This window comes from Candidatus Phytoplasma prunorum (assembly GCF_036924415.2).
In the GTDB taxonomy this organism is placed as follows: domain Bacteria; phylum Bacillota_I; class Bacilli_A; order Acholeplasmatales; family Acholeplasmataceae; genus Phytoplasma; species Phytoplasma prunorum.
Genome location: NZ_JAZHCY020000011.1, coordinates 32,888 through 46,913, shown reverse-complemented (window position 1 = coordinate 46,913; position 14,026 = coordinate 32,888). Strand labels below are relative to the sequence as shown.

18 protein-coding genes are annotated in these 14,026 nt (G+C 20.3%); all 18 read right to left on the bottom strand.

The window, feature by feature from the left end; genetic code table 11:
* On the bottom strand, positions 1 to 1,216 hold a 1,216-nt coding region (locus V9D86_RS02225; protein WP_334331169.1), incomplete at its 3' end, for a YidC/Oxa1 family membrane protein insertase.
* Positions 1,217 to 1,239: 23 nt separating this feature from the next.
* The gene (rnpA, locus tag V9D86_RS02220) at positions 1,240 to 1,578 is read right to left on the bottom strand and encodes a ribonuclease P protein component (RefSeq protein WP_334331168.1); all 339 of its coding nucleotides are present in this window, start codon (positions 1,576 to 1,578) and stop codon (positions 1,240 to 1,242) included.
* Between the two features lie 95 nt (positions 1,579 to 1,673).
* The gene (rpmH, locus tag V9D86_RS02215; protein WP_334331167.1) at positions 1,674 to 1,808 is read right to left on the bottom strand and encodes a 50S ribosomal protein L34; all 135 of its coding nucleotides are present in this window, start codon (positions 1,806 to 1,808) and stop codon (positions 1,674 to 1,676) included.
* Positions 1,809 to 2,193: 385 nt separating this feature from the next.
* On the bottom strand, positions 2,194 to 3,477 hold the full coding sequence (locus V9D86_RS02210; protein ID WP_334331166.1) for a glucose-6-phosphate isomerase: 1,284 nt from the start codon (positions 3,475 to 3,477) through the stop codon (positions 2,194 to 2,196).
* A 172-nt stretch (positions 3,478 to 3,649) separates the two neighbouring features.
* Complete coding sequence (locus V9D86_RS02205; RefSeq protein ID WP_334331165.1) at positions 3,650 to 5,185, bottom strand: methionine--tRNA ligase; 1,536 nt, start codon at positions 5,183 to 5,185, stop codon at positions 3,650 to 3,652.
* A gap of 21 nt (positions 5,186 to 5,206) precedes the next feature.
* Positions 5,207 to 6,049 (bottom strand): 16S rRNA (cytidine(1402)-2'-O)-methyltransferase, encoded by an 843-nt coding sequence (rsmI, locus tag V9D86_RS02200; protein WP_334331164.1) that lies wholly within the window; start codon positions 6,047 to 6,049, stop codon positions 5,207 to 5,209.
* Between the two features lie 30 nt (positions 6,050 to 6,079).
* A complete protein-coding gene (locus tag V9D86_RS02195) occupies positions 6,080 to 7,036 on the bottom strand; it encodes a DNA polymerase III delta subunit-related protein (RefSeq protein WP_334331163.1) in 957 nt (318 codons plus the stop codon).
* The gene (tmk, locus tag V9D86_RS02190; RefSeq protein WP_334331162.1) at positions 7,036 to 7,662 is read right to left on the bottom strand and encodes a dTMP kinase; all 627 of its coding nucleotides are present in this window, start codon (positions 7,660 to 7,662) and stop codon (positions 7,036 to 7,038) included. Before tmk ends, V9D86_RS02195 begins: the two co-directional genes overlap by 1 nt.
* A 20-nt stretch (positions 7,663 to 7,682) precedes the next feature.
* Positions 7,683 to 8,417, bottom strand: coding sequence for a tRNA pseudouridine(38-40) synthase TruA (truA, locus tag V9D86_RS02185; RefSeq protein ID WP_334331161.1), 735 nt, complete (start codon positions 8,415 to 8,417; stop codon positions 7,683 to 7,685).
* A 33-nt stretch (positions 8,418 to 8,450) separates the two neighbouring features.
* Positions 8,451 to 9,506 (bottom strand): energy-coupling factor transporter transmembrane component T, encoded by a 1,056-nt coding sequence (locus tag V9D86_RS02180; protein ID WP_334331160.1) that lies wholly within the window; start codon positions 9,504 to 9,506, stop codon positions 8,451 to 8,453.
* Between the two features lie 24 nt (positions 9,507 to 9,530).
* Complete coding sequence (locus V9D86_RS02175) at positions 9,531 to 10,376, bottom strand: ATP-binding cassette domain-containing protein (RefSeq protein ID WP_334331159.1); 846 nt, start codon at positions 10,374 to 10,376, stop codon at positions 9,531 to 9,533.
* Positions 10,352 to 11,176 (bottom strand): ATP-binding cassette domain-containing protein, encoded by an 825-nt coding sequence (locus V9D86_RS02170; protein WP_334331158.1) that lies wholly within the window; start codon positions 11,174 to 11,176, stop codon positions 10,352 to 10,354. Before V9D86_RS02170 ends, V9D86_RS02175 begins: the two co-directional genes overlap by 25 nt.
* 212 nt (positions 11,177 to 11,388) lie before the next feature.
* Positions 11,389 to 11,745, bottom strand: a complete 357-nt coding sequence (rplQ, locus tag V9D86_RS02165; protein WP_334331157.1) for a 50S ribosomal protein L17 — start codon at positions 11,743 to 11,745, stop codon at positions 11,389 to 11,391.
* Positions 11,746 to 11,750: 5 nt separating this feature from the next.
* Entirely contained in the window at positions 11,751 to 12,746 is a 996-nt protein-coding gene (locus tag V9D86_RS02160; protein ID WP_334331156.1) for a DNA-directed RNA polymerase subunit alpha, read from the bottom strand.
* A gap of 14 nt (positions 12,747 to 12,760) precedes the next feature.
* Positions 12,761 to 13,147: a 30S ribosomal protein S11 gene (gene rpsK / locus V9D86_RS02155; protein WP_334331155.1), complete on the bottom strand. Its 387-nt coding sequence runs from the start codon at positions 13,145 to 13,147 to the stop codon at positions 12,761 to 12,763.
* A 19-nt stretch (positions 13,148 to 13,166) separates the two neighbouring features.
* A complete protein-coding gene (gene rpsM / locus V9D86_RS02150; RefSeq protein ID WP_334331154.1) occupies positions 13,167 to 13,550 on the bottom strand; it encodes a 30S ribosomal protein S13 in 384 nt (127 codons plus the stop codon).
* Positions 13,551 to 13,568: 18 nt separating this feature from the next.
* A complete protein-coding gene (gene rpmJ / locus V9D86_RS02145) occupies positions 13,569 to 13,685 on the bottom strand; it encodes a 50S ribosomal protein L36 (RefSeq protein ID WP_012504510.1) in 117 nt (38 codons plus the stop codon).
* A 38-nt stretch (positions 13,686 to 13,723) separates the two neighbouring features.
* Positions 13,724 to 14,008, bottom strand: a complete 285-nt coding sequence (gene infA / locus V9D86_RS02140) for a translation initiation factor IF-1 (RefSeq protein ID WP_437439145.1) — start codon at positions 14,006 to 14,008, stop codon at positions 13,724 to 13,726.
* Positions 14,009 to 14,026: the final 18 nt, after the last annotated feature.

Below are 14,026 nucleotides of genomic sequence, written 5' to 3'. Positions count from 1 at the left end.
AACCAATATTATATTTTTTATAAACCTTTAAAGTTTCTAATTGCATTTTTTGAATAGAAACAGGATCTTTTTTTAAAATATATTTATCTCTAATTTTATCTATTTCGGGTTGTACTAAACTCATATTCAAAGTAAAAGTACTAGTTTTAGTATAAATCGGCCAAGATAAAGTTCTAACTAAAACAGTAGTTAAAATTATACCAAATCCTAAATTACCAAAAAAATAAGAAAAAATATATAGAAAAAAACCAATAGTAATTATTAAAACATTCCAAATATAATAAAAACCTAATTTACCACTCCAATTTAATTTAGAAGGCCATTGAATAGGTAAATATCCGTAATTATCGACAAATATTGGAAAATTAAGTGAAAGATTATCATTAAATATTAATTCAGAAATTAAATGAGGAGGGTTATTATCACCGAAAGTAACTTGTTTAATAATATTATTATACATAGTTAAATCTTTGGAATTAATTTCATTTTTTTCATTATTAAATAACTTATGATGTTTTAATGACGGTAATTTTTCAATATTATTACTACTATTTAAAAATTTTAAAAAAAATTCTTTATTATAATTTATACCAAAATATTTCTTATATTTTGAATTATCACTGGTGTCATCAACAATATATCGATAATTAGTTCCGATTAAAACAGTAAAAAAATCCTTAATATTATTTAATTTTTTTATTTTTTGTTGTTGAAAATTTTTTGTTCCATATGAATAATCTTCTGTTGAATCAAAACAAAGATAATTAAAATCATATTCATTGTCGAATTTAATTATATTTTTAATTTGAATTCTATTATCATAAATAATTTCAACAGTAATAGGAGGAGCAAAAGAATAAGAGTCTGTATTATATAAAATGTTTATTTGAATATTATCAAGTTCAATTTCTTCTAATTGTTTAATTTGAATATTTTGTTCTTGATTATTAGTATATAATTTAAAAACATCAAAATGTTTTTTAATAAATGGTTTAATATCATGATTAGATAAAGATATTTTTTTACTATTAAAATATGGTTTTAATTCTTTACTAAATTCTAACATTGCATTTTTATTTTTAAAAACATTAACTACATAAAGTACATTTTCTTTTGTTTTTGATTTAATAAAGATAAATTTTATAAAAATAAAAAAAACAATAAAAAATAATATTAAAAAAATAGTTTTTGTAAAATTACTTCTTTGTTTGAACATAATATTTTAATTCCTAACTAAATTTAAATTACTAAATTAGATCTTTTTAATAAAATAAAAAACTCTTTTTTAATTTGTTGAAATATTAAATTTTTAGCTTTAGGTTTTATAACTAAAACAAAAGATATTTTAAAATCAATTAAAACATGAAATTCCTTAATAATCATTCTTAAACGTCTTTTAATTAAATTTCTTTCATAAGCTTTGCCATATTTTTTACCTATACTTAAAGCAAATTTAAAATGTGTTTGAGTTTTATTTTTTACATGATATAAAACAAAAAAAGAATTACCAATACTTTTTTTAAATTTTAAAATATTACTAATATCAATATCTTTTTTAATAATAAATTTTTTTTTCATAAGTTTAAATTTAGATTAATTTTAATAAATTATAAATCTCTAAAAATAAATAAAAATTTTTATAATTAGAATCTTTATATTTTATAATTCAATAATTAAACTGTTAAACGCATACGACCTTTAGATCTTCTTGCATTAATAACTCTTTTACCTCCAATAGTAGATATTCTAGCTCTAAAACCATGAGTCCTTTGTCTTTTAATTTTACTTGGTTGATATGTTCTTTTCATATAAAATAATATTTTTACCTCTTTTTCTTAAACTATATTATAACTAGATTTTTTTCATTTGTCAACAATAAACCAATTGAAATATTTTTGTGATAATAATTTTAAACAAATTAAAAATTTTTTTAAACTATTTTGAATAAAATATAATTTTTTATTTAATATTTTTAAAATTATTTTTTTATATAATAAACTTGAAATTATATTCGAATATATTAATTCAATTTTATTTTAAAAAGTTTATCAATAGTTAATAATAAATATTAAATACAAAAAAAAATAATAAATTTCTGAAATTAATTTTTAAATTTTTTTGTTTTTATAAAATCAAAAAATAAATTCATTAACATATTTAAAATAATAAAAAAAATTGGTAAATAAAATTTTATTATTTTGTATATAATAAAGATAAAAGATTTTTTTTATAATTTTCTACTCCAGGTTGATCAAAAGGATTCACTTCTAAAAGATAAGCAGAAAGGGCACAAGCTTTTTCAAAAAAATATACTAAATAACCAAAATGATATTCATCTAAATTATCAAAAATAATTTCTATATTAGGCACATTACCTTTAATATGAGCCATTTTTACAGCCTTTAAAGCATTTTGATTTATATAAGATAAACTTGTATTCGATAAATAATTTAATTTATCAATATTATTACATAAATTAGGAATAAAACAATCGTCAGGCATATTTTTAACATTTAAAATAGTTTCAAAAAAAATTTTCGGACCTTCTTGTAAATATTGCCCTAAAGAGTGTAATTCTGAAGTAGCATAAAGACCACATGGAAAAAGAGATTTACCATCTTTTCCTTCAGATTCTGCAAATAATTGTTTCCACCAATCAGTAAAAGAAATTAAATTAGGTTCATAACTAACTAACAATTCAATATGTTTTTTATTTTGATATAAACAAAATCTAGCAATAGCATATTGATAAGAAAGATTTTTTGATAATTCATAACTATTAGTATCATAAAATGCATCTCTAGCACCTTTTAAAATATTTTCTATATTAATATTGGCAAAAATAAAAGGTAAAAATCCTACCGTAGATAAAACACTAAAACGTCCACTTATTGATTTTGGAATATCAAAAACTTCATATCCCTCTTGCAAAGCTAAATTAAATAAATTATTACCTTTATTTTTTCTAGTTGTTACAAAAATTCTTTTTTTAGTTTCTTTTTTACCAAATTTAAATTCTAACTCTTTTTTTAAAATTCGAAATGCAATAGCTGGTTCAATAGTATTTCCTGATTTAGAAATAACATTAATAGCCCAATTTTTGTTTTTTAAATATTTAATTAAATTAGATAAATAAAAACCTGATATTTGATAACCAGCAAAAATAATCTGGGGTTTAGATAATATAAAGTCAAATTTTAAAAAATCTAAACCAGCTTTTACACCATAATAAGAACCACCCGCTCCAATGACTATTAAAACTTCTAAATCATAATAAGATTTTATTTGATTAATTTTAATAACTTCTTTATAATTAACTTTAAAAGGTAAATCTAACCAACCTAAAAAATCTTTACCAACACCTTTTTTATTTTGCATATTTTGATGAATTATTTTAATTTTAGATATTAATTGCTGGCTTTCTGTTTCAAAATTAATAAATTTTTTTATACCAGATAAATTTAATTTTAATCCCATATAATTTTAAAAAAACTCCTTTTTTTAGAACATTTATTTTTTCAAACTATTATAAAAATAAAATTATAAACGTTTATATTTAAAAAAAAATTAAATACCAATATATTATATTTTTTTAAAATTAATTTATAAATAAAAATCTTTTAAATATATTAAAATTTAAAATTAAAAATTAATTATTATCTTCAAAACGAATAAAAAGTATTTCTTTTGAATATAATTTTTTACTTTCAGTTACGCCAAAAATTTCTAAACTATCAAAAGTATTATTTTCAGATTTAATTTGTTTTAAAATAGATTTAGCTGTAGTCGGTAAAAAGGGTTGCAATAAAACACCAATAAATCTTAAAGTTTCTACTAAACTATATAAAACATGATCTAAAATATCTTGTTTATCACTTTTTTTAAATAATATCCAAGGTTTAGCTAAATCAATATATTTATTAGAAAAACGAGCTAATTGCATAATAACTTCTAAAGAATCAGAAATTTGAAAATTCAATATTTTTTTTTTTATCAACGGTAAAGCTTCTAAAGATTTTTTAGATAAATCAATTTCTAAAATTTCTGGTAAAATAACCTTTTTTAAATTATAATTACGATAAGATTTTAACATACCTAAAGTTCGACTTAATAAATTACCTATGGTATTAGCTAAATCAGTGTTATTTCTTTCTATTAATAACTCATGTGTAATATTTCCATCTTGATTATATGGTATTTCATGTAACATAAAATAACGAATTGTATCAACTGAAAAAGTTTTTAATAAATCATCAATATATAAAACATTACCTTTAGATTTGCTCATTTTATTTTTATCAAACAAAATAAAAGGATGTACAAAAAATTGTTTTGGTAAAGGCAATTCTAAAGATATTAATAAAATTAAAAAATGAACTAAATGAAAACGTATAATATCTTTCCCTATAATATGAAGATCGCACGGCCAATATTTTAAAAATTCTTTACTTTTAGGTAAATCCGGATGATAATTTAAACCAGTAATATAATTTAACAAAGCATCAACCCAAACATAAACAAAATGTTGTGAATTAAAATTTAAATTGATACCATATTTACAAAAAGTTCTAGTAATACATAAATCAGGCAAAGGATCTTTTAATAAATTTAAAATCTCTTGTTTTTTATTAGCTGGCTTAATTAAAAAATTATCATTTTTTAAAAAATCATATAATTTTTTTTGATATTTAGATAATTTAAAAAAATAAACTTCCTCGCTATTCCATATTGGAACTTCGCCATTTTTAGTCAATCCATTTACTAAATCTTTTTCTAATACATAAGATTCTTCAATAACAGAATAAAATCCTTCGTATTTGCCTAAATAAATATCTTTTTGCCTATATAACTTATCTAAAATCGCTTGTACTGATTTTTTATGGTTTTCGTTAGAAGTTCTAACAAATTTATTATAACTAATATTCATTAAATCATAAATTCTTCTAATTTCTTTAGAAAAATAATCAACATAAATTTGTGGTTTTTCATTTTTAGATTTTGATTTTTGTAATATTTTTTGACCATGTTCATCTGTTCCGGTTTGAAAATAAACATCATAACCTTCTAATCTTTTAAAACGAGCTAAAAAATCAGCTAAAACAACTTCATAAACATTACCAACGTGAGGAATATCTGAAGCATAAGAAATAGCGGTTGCAAGATAAAATTTTTCTTTTTTTTTCATTTTTTTATAATTCCTCAAAAATTAAATTTTATATTTTTTATAAATTTCTCTCTTGGAAATTTTTCTTTCTTTAGAAACCTTTTGAAAAGATTCTTTTTCACTAAAACCTTGTTTTAAATAAAATTGAATATGTTGTAATAAGGAAAAATTTTCAAAAAACATAAAAGATTTATTAAAACCTTCAATTACTATAACATATTCACCTTTTAAAAATAATTCTTTTTTTAAAATTTCTTCTAAAGAAGTATTAATTATTTGTTCAAATTTTTTAGTTAATTCCCTTGCTAAAGAAATTTTTCTATTACCATAAAGTTTTTTTAGCAATTTTAAAGTTTCTAATACTCTATAAGATGATTCATAAATTAATAAAGTTGCTTCACAAAATTTATATTTTAATAAAAAAAAATTTTTTTTATTTTGTGAACGAGGCAAAAAACCTAAAAAAATCAAAGGTAATTTAAAAGAAGACGTAATAAAAGCTGTTAAAAAAGCAGTTACTCCAGGAATAGCTATTGTATGAAAACCCCTTTTTTGCACCTCTTGAACTAATACATCACCGGGATCACTAATTAAAGGTGTTCCAGCATCACTAATTAAAGCTAAATCATGTTTAGAAGTTAAAAGTTGTAATATTTTATTTAAACGTTTTTGTTGATTATATTGATAAAAAGAAATTATGGGTTTTTTAATATCATAAAAATCTAAAAGTTTTTTTGATATTCTTGTATCTTCTGCTAAAATAAAATCAACAGATTTTAAAATTTGTAAAGCTCTTAAAGTTATATCAGATAAATTGCCGATTGGAGTAGATACTAAATATAAAGTAGGTTTTATTTCTATAAAACTTTTTTGTGATAAAAACATTAAATTTAATTTTCCTTTAATTTAAAAATATTATTTTATAAAACAAATTTCATCTAAACCAATTAATAAAGTCATAAATAAATCTTCATCAGTAAATAAGTATTTTTCTTTTTTTTGTAAACTTATAATTAAATTTATTATCATATTTAAATTTTGGATAGAAAAATCTATAAAAAAAATATCTGATGATTTATAATCATAAAAACAATCAATGTTTGTTTTTTTGTAAAAAATAACTATAAAATATTTTAACAAACAAATTAATAAATCTCGAAACCAACCCTTTTTTTCTTTTATTATAGGAAAATTAATAAATATAGTTCTTAAAAAATATGATTTTTGCAAACCATCAATAATATTTAAAAAAGTTTTTTTAAAATTAATATAGTAAGAACTATTAAAAAAAAGTAAATTTATTCTTTCTTTTTGAATTAAAGACATCAAAAAACAATCTATAAATTCAAAACCTTCTTCTTGAAACAACAAATATTTTTTTTGTTCTTCAGCAAAATAAGAAAAAGGTAAACTAAAAACTTGACAACGTGATAGAATCGTTGGTAATACTTGTGATGAATCTTCAGACAATAAAAAACCATGAGTATCTTGATTAATAGGATTTTCTAAAAAATTTAATAAAATATTACTAGCTGAATAAGTCATATTATTAATATTTTCAATTACATAAACTCTTTTTTTATATAATAAAGGTTTTTGTAAAAAATAAAACTTTAAATTTAAAATATCTTCCTTTATAATTAAAGAATCGTTTTTAGTTAAATAATAAAAATTAGAATAAGTGTTTGTAATCATTAATTGTTCTAATGTTAAATTTGGATTATTAATTTTTAAAATTTCATAAGATATTTTAATAACTAATTCTTTTTTATTGAAAATTTTGTTACCTTCAATTAAATACAAATGAGATATTTTTTTATTTTGAATAATTTTTTGAAACTTTTGATATAATTCAAATGATTTTAATATCATTATTGATTCTTAATATTAAAAAATTCTATAACTTTTTTATAAATAATTTCAAAAATATTTTCTAAAGATTGATTACCATCAATTAATATAATTCTTGATTTATTTTTTTTAAAAATATTTAAATAACCTTCTCTTACACGTTGATGAAAATCCATTTTTTCTAAATCAAAATTATCTAATTTTTCTTTTCTAAAATTTTTAATACGTCGAATACCAATAAAAGGATCTATGTCAATATAAAAAGTAATATCAGGTAAATATTTTAAAGCATAAAAATTAATTTTATAAATAAACTCTTCTCCTAAATTTCTTCCATATCCTTGATAAGCTACTGATGAATCTAAAAAACGATCACAAATAACAATTTTTTTTTGTTCAAAAGATGGAATAATAATTTGATTTAAATGTTCTATTCTGTCTGCTGCATATAATAAAGACTCACTGTAACAATTTAATTTTTTAAAAAAAGAATTTAAAAGTATTTTTTTAATCGGTTCGGTTTGTAAACAACCCCCAGGTTCTTTAGTAAGTATTGTTGAATAATTGTTTTCCATTAATTTTTTTTCTAATTTTTTTGATAAAAAAGTTTTTCCTGTACCTTCTCCACCTTCAAAAGAAATAAACATTATCTCGCTCCTTATTATAATTAATAAAAAATTTTTTTTAAAATTAAACCTTTAGCTGGTGCTAATAACCTAGCTTTTTGATTAATTTTTAAATCTAACATTTGTTTAAATTCTGATAAAGTTTTTTTATTTTGAGCAATTTCAATTAAAAAACCAACTAAAAAACGAATCATGTGTTGAATAAAACTATTACCATGAATTATCAAAAAATATTTTTGTTTTGTTTCTTTCATAAAGGCTTTAAAAATAATTCTTTGATAATTTTTTAAATTTTTTTTTGAAGTAAATAAATAAAAATCATGTTTACCTTCAATAAATAATATTGCTTCTTTGATTTTATTAAAATCAATATTAGGGATATAAACTTGAAATCGATAATTAAAAACATTTAATTTTGTTTTAGAAAAAACATAATGATAAATTTTAGATTTAGCTTGAAAACGAGCATGAAATTCTTTTGGCATTAAACTAATTTTTATAATTTGAATATCAGGTGGTAAACAAAAATTTAATATTTTTTGAAATTGTTCATTAGGAATTAAAAAAGGGAGTTTGAAATGTACTATTTGACCTAAAGCATGTACTCCTTTATCTGTTCTACTGGCGCCGTAAATTTTAATTGTTTTTTGCTTAGTTATTTTATTTAAAACGTTTTCTAAAATAGATTGGATTGTATTTAAATGTAATTGTTTTTGAAATCCATAATAATCAGTACCATCATAACTTAAAACTAACTTATAATTAAAATCTTGCAATTTTATCTCCTATATTTTTGACTTTTTAATATATCAAAAAATAAAATTAATTAATAAAAAAACAAAAACTATCATAATAATAAAAAAAATATCAATTTTTGTAACTTTATAAAAAATCATTTTAGTACGTGGAGCTCCTAAAACATAGCCCCTTACTTCCATAGCGTTAGCTAAAATTAAAGATCTTTTAAAAACTAAAACAAAAATAGGAATTAGTAAAGATAACAAATTATTAATTTTTTTTAAAAAATTTTTATTTTGTAAATCCATTCCTCTAGATGTTTGAGCTTTTAAAATTTTTTCAGTTTCTTGAAATAAAAAAGGTACAGAAATAAAAATTAAAGATAACATAAAAGTAAATATTTCTACTGGTATTTTAATTTTTTTTAATGGACATAAAATTATTCTTAAACCATCGTTAATTTCCATAAAAGAAGTTGATTTATTAAAAACAAAAATAATCATAATAATAATTATTAATCGTAAAAAAATAAAAAAACTTTGAAAAAAAGATTTTCGTTGTAAACCATAATTTTTAATATTTGATGATGTTAAAAATGATATATTTTCAACATTATTTAATGAAATAATTAAACTCGGAAAAACAAAAAATAAAAATAATAAAAAAATAAAATAAATCATTTTGAAAAAAAAATTTTTTTTAGTTATATTATAAAAGAATATTAAAAATATAAATATTAAAAAATTATTATAACCACCCCAATCATAAAAAGGGATTTCAAATAATAAATTTTTGTTTTGATTTATAGATTCAAATTGAATCAATAGAGAAAAAATAAATAAAAATCTTAAATTTTTAATTTGTTCAAGAAAATGTTGAAAAAAATAATTATAAAAAAAACAATAAAAAAATAATAAAAAAAATAAAAATCCATATATAAAAAATAAAATTTTTTCTTTATTGGAAGAGACTTCTGAAAAATAAATAGGTAAACGAAAAATAATAAAAAGTATAAAAAATAAAATTACAATTTTAAAAGAAGGATGAATCCGTTGCAATAAAGAAGATTTAGAAACAGAAAAAATCATTTCTCGATCATATTTCGAATTTAAATCATTTTTCGTCATAAAAAATCCCTTCAAAATATTTTTTTAAAGATAAAATTTTTTTAAATATTCTAATAAAGTTTTAAAACAATATTTATTTTCAAAAGGAATTCCAATAGTTTGTTGTAAATGTTTTAAAATTTTAAAAGTTTGTGGATAACCTAAATCAAATTTAGAAAAATAATCACTTTCAAAAAAAACTTCTTTATAACCATCAAAAACAAGTTCACCTTGTTCCAAAAATAAAATCCTAGAAGCATATTCAGCAACTAAATTAATATCATGAGTAATCATAATAATAGTTTTTTTTTGTTTTTTATATATTTCTTGAAAAAAATTCATTATATTTTTTTTACTCAAAGAATCTAAACCTCTTGTAGGTTCATCTAATATTAAAATATCTGGTTCCATAGCTAAAATACCTGCAATAGCTACTTTTCTTTGTTGACCATCGCTAATTTGAAAAGGAGATTTATCAAATAAATCTTCTGAAATACCAATTTTTTTTAAAACTTGAATAGATTTTTGTTTAGATAATTCATAATCATTAGTAAAATTTTCAGGAGCAAACATAACATCTTTTAAAACACTAATTTCAAATAATTGATACTCTGGAAATTGAAAAACCAATCCTATTTTCTTTTTTAAAGCAATTAAATTTTTTTTTTTTGTTTTAGAATTAATTAATTGATTAAAAATTATTATTTTACCAATATCAGTAATTAATAAAGAATTCATTAATTGAACTAAAGTGGTTTTGCCAGAACCTATTTTACCAATTAAAGCAATAAATTCACCTTCAGATTTAATACTTAAATTAATATCTTTTAAAGAAAAAATTTTATTTTTTTTATCATAAAAAAATTTTACTTTTTCAAATTGTATAGCCATAAAATTTCTTTCATCTTTTCTAATATTTTTATATCTTTAATTTTTTTATCTTTATAAAACATAATATCTTTTTTTATTTCATAATAAATTTTTAAAGCTAAAGTTGGTTCTAAATTATTTTGATTTAAAAAAATTTGATTCTCTAAAATAATTTCTGGTTTATCCTTCTTTACTAATTGACCTTGCGATAAAACAATAATTTCATCACTTTTAGAAGCAAAATCTAGATCATGAGTAATAGTAATAACAATTTTATCTTTAATTTTTTTAATAATATTTTCAATTTCTTTTTTTGACTTATCATCTAAAAAAGAAGTAACTTCATCAAAAATAATAATTTCTGGTTGCATAGCTAAAACAGATGCAATAGTAACTTTCTGTTTTTGTCCTCCAGAAAGTTCTTGTGGACTTTTATTTAAAAAATTACTCATACCAACCATTTCAGAATAATCATAAACCCTTTTTATAATTTCATTTCTGGACAAATTTTGATTTTCTAAACCAAAAGCTATATCATCTTTTACTGTATGACCTATAAATTGATAATCTGGATTTTGAAAAACCATACCAATCTTATTACGTAAAAATGGTAAATTATTATAATTTAACTTTAAACCATCAATTAAAATATTTCCTTCATAAGGTTCTAACAATCCGACTAAAATTTTAGCTAAAGTTGATTTACCCGAACCATTATGACCCATAATAGAGACCCAATTATTTTTGTAAATATTAAAACTTAAATTTTTTAATACTTTTTTATCATCATAAATAAAACTTAAATTTTGAATTTCTAACATAAAAGATAATAACCCTTACCTTTATTATATATTAAATAAAATATTATTATTTATTTTTAATAAATTATTATTTTTTTTATATATAAAAATATAATTTAAAATCAATTAATAAAAGATTACTTTATTATAAAATATAAATACTCAATTATATTAATATTTTAATAAAAATGCCTTATATAAATAAAATAAGACATTTTTAAAATTTAATTCTTTTAAACAAAAGTAATTATAGCCATAGGAGCTGCGTCCCCACGACGAGGAACAGTTTTAATTATTCTTGTGCAACCGCCATTTCTATTAATATATTTTCTGGCTGTAGTTTTAAATAATTTTTGAATAACAGTTTGTTCTTTATTAATATTTTCATCAAATAATTTTTTAATTGCTTGACGTCTGCTATGTAAACTGTTTTTTTTAGCTAAAGTAATAACTTTTTCAACATTTTTTTGTAATTCTTTAGCTTTAGATTCGGTAGTAATAATTTTTTCTTTAATAATTAAATCAGAAACTAAACTTCTTAATAAAGATTTTCTTTGAGATTTATTACGTCTTAATTTACTATAAGCCATACCAATTATTCCTCTATTTCTTCTTCATCATCATAATATAATTTTTTTTCTAAATCATTTTGAAATTTAAGACCATGTTGCTTAAATTTTTCTTTTAATTCTTCAAAAGATTTTCTACCTAAACTTTTTAATTTAAAAACTTCTTCTTCTTTTAATAAAACTAAATCAGATACTTTTTCAATTCCTGATTTTTTTAAACAATTAAATAAACGAACAGATAATTCTAATTGATCAATCCTTAATTCTAGAGATTTATTAGGCAATTCTTTCTTAGGCTCATAAATAAAACTGATTTGATCTTTTTTTTCATTTAAATTAGCTAAAAAACTAAAATGATCAAATAAAATTTTAGAGGCCATAGTTAAAGCGGTTTTAGCTGTAATAGATTTATTAGTAGTAATTTCAATTATTAATTCTTCTTTATCTCCTAATTTTTTTTCTATATCATAAGAAACTTTATTAACAGGTGTATAAAAAGTATCAATACTAATTAAACCTATCTTTTTTTTTGTATAAACCTTATTTTCTTCAGCACTAACATAACCTATTCCTCTTTTAATTAATACAGTCATTTTTAAAGAAGCTTTTTCAGATACTAAATTAGCTATTTCTTGTTCAGGATTAATAATTTTAACACCTTCAATTTGTTCAAAACAAGAAGCTGTTACTTTTTTTTTTCCTGAAACAAATAATTCCATTTTTTGTTCAAAATCATCATCTATCGAATCTACAGATATTACCACTTTTTTTAAATTTAAAACAATAGACATTACATCTTCATAAACTCCAGAAATTGTACTAAACTCATGATCAACACCTTGAATTTGTACATAAACTATTCCGGCACCAGGCAAAGAAGATAACAAAACTCTTCTTAAAGGATTACCAATAGTAACACCATAAGAAGGGTCTAAATTTTGAATAATAAATTTACCAAAAGATAAATCTTCAGATAAATTTTCTTCCAGAAAAAAAAGATTAATAAATTTAATTTTTTTCATATCTTTATAAATTCTTATCCACGAGGACGTTTAGGAGGTCGACAACCATTATGTGGCACTGTTGTAACATCCCTAATCGAAGTAATTTCTAATCCTGAAGCCTGTAAAGAACGTATAGAAGCTTCTCGTCCTGCGCCTGGACCTTTAACAAAAACTTCTACTTTTAACATTCCATGTTCTAAAGCTGCTTTTGCTGCATTTGATGATGCAATTTGAGCCGCAAAAGGTGTTGATTTACGACTTCCTTTAAAACCTAAAGCACCAGCACTACTCCAAGTAATAGTGTTTCCTTGTAAATCAGTAATAGTTAAAATAGTATTATTAAAAGTAGTGTGAATATGTGCTATTCCTAAATTAATATTTTTTTTAAATTTATTTTTATTTTTTTTTTTCTTAATCATAAACAAATATTAGCCTTTTCTATTTTTTATTATTAGTAACCGTGTTTTTTGTTCTACGCTTACCTTTTATAGTCCTAGCATTATTTCTTGTATTTTGACCACGTGAAGGTAAACCTTTACGATGACGTAAACCTCTATAAGATCCATTTTCCATCAAACGTTTTATATTTAAAACAACTTCTCTTTTTAAATCGCCTTCTACTAAATAATTACCATTTTGAATTTTATTTCTAATAGCAATTAAATGTTGTTCTTTTAAATCTTCTACTTTAGTATTGATATTAATTTCTTTCAAATCGCTCAAAATATTTTGAGCTTTTTTTATTCCAATACCACGAATATACGTTAAAGCAATTACAACTCTTTTATTACTAGGAATTTCAACACCCGCAATTCTTGCCATAAAAATACTCCTCTTAAATTATCCTTGTCTTTGATTATGTCTTCTATTTTTTTTATTAATGATATAAACACGCCCTTTTCGACGTACAATAATATCATCCGGGCTACGTTTTTTAACAGATGATCTTACTTTCATTATATAATTTTCTCCTTTTGAAAAAATATTAATTAATTTTATGAATAACGATAAAAAATACGTCCTTCGTTAAAATTATAAATAGATATTTCTACTTTAACTCTATCACCAAGTAAAACACGAATTTTATTCATGCGAATTTTACCAGAAACATAAGCTAAAATAATCTTATTATTAGACATTAATTGAACCTTAAATTTAGTATTTGCATTAGGTAAAACTTCAACAACTTTTGCATCTACTTGTAATAAATCTTCTTTATAATTTTGTTTTAACACTTTTTTTTGTAAAATTTTTTTTTTGTAAAATTTTTTTTTTAACACTTATAAAATCACCAACCT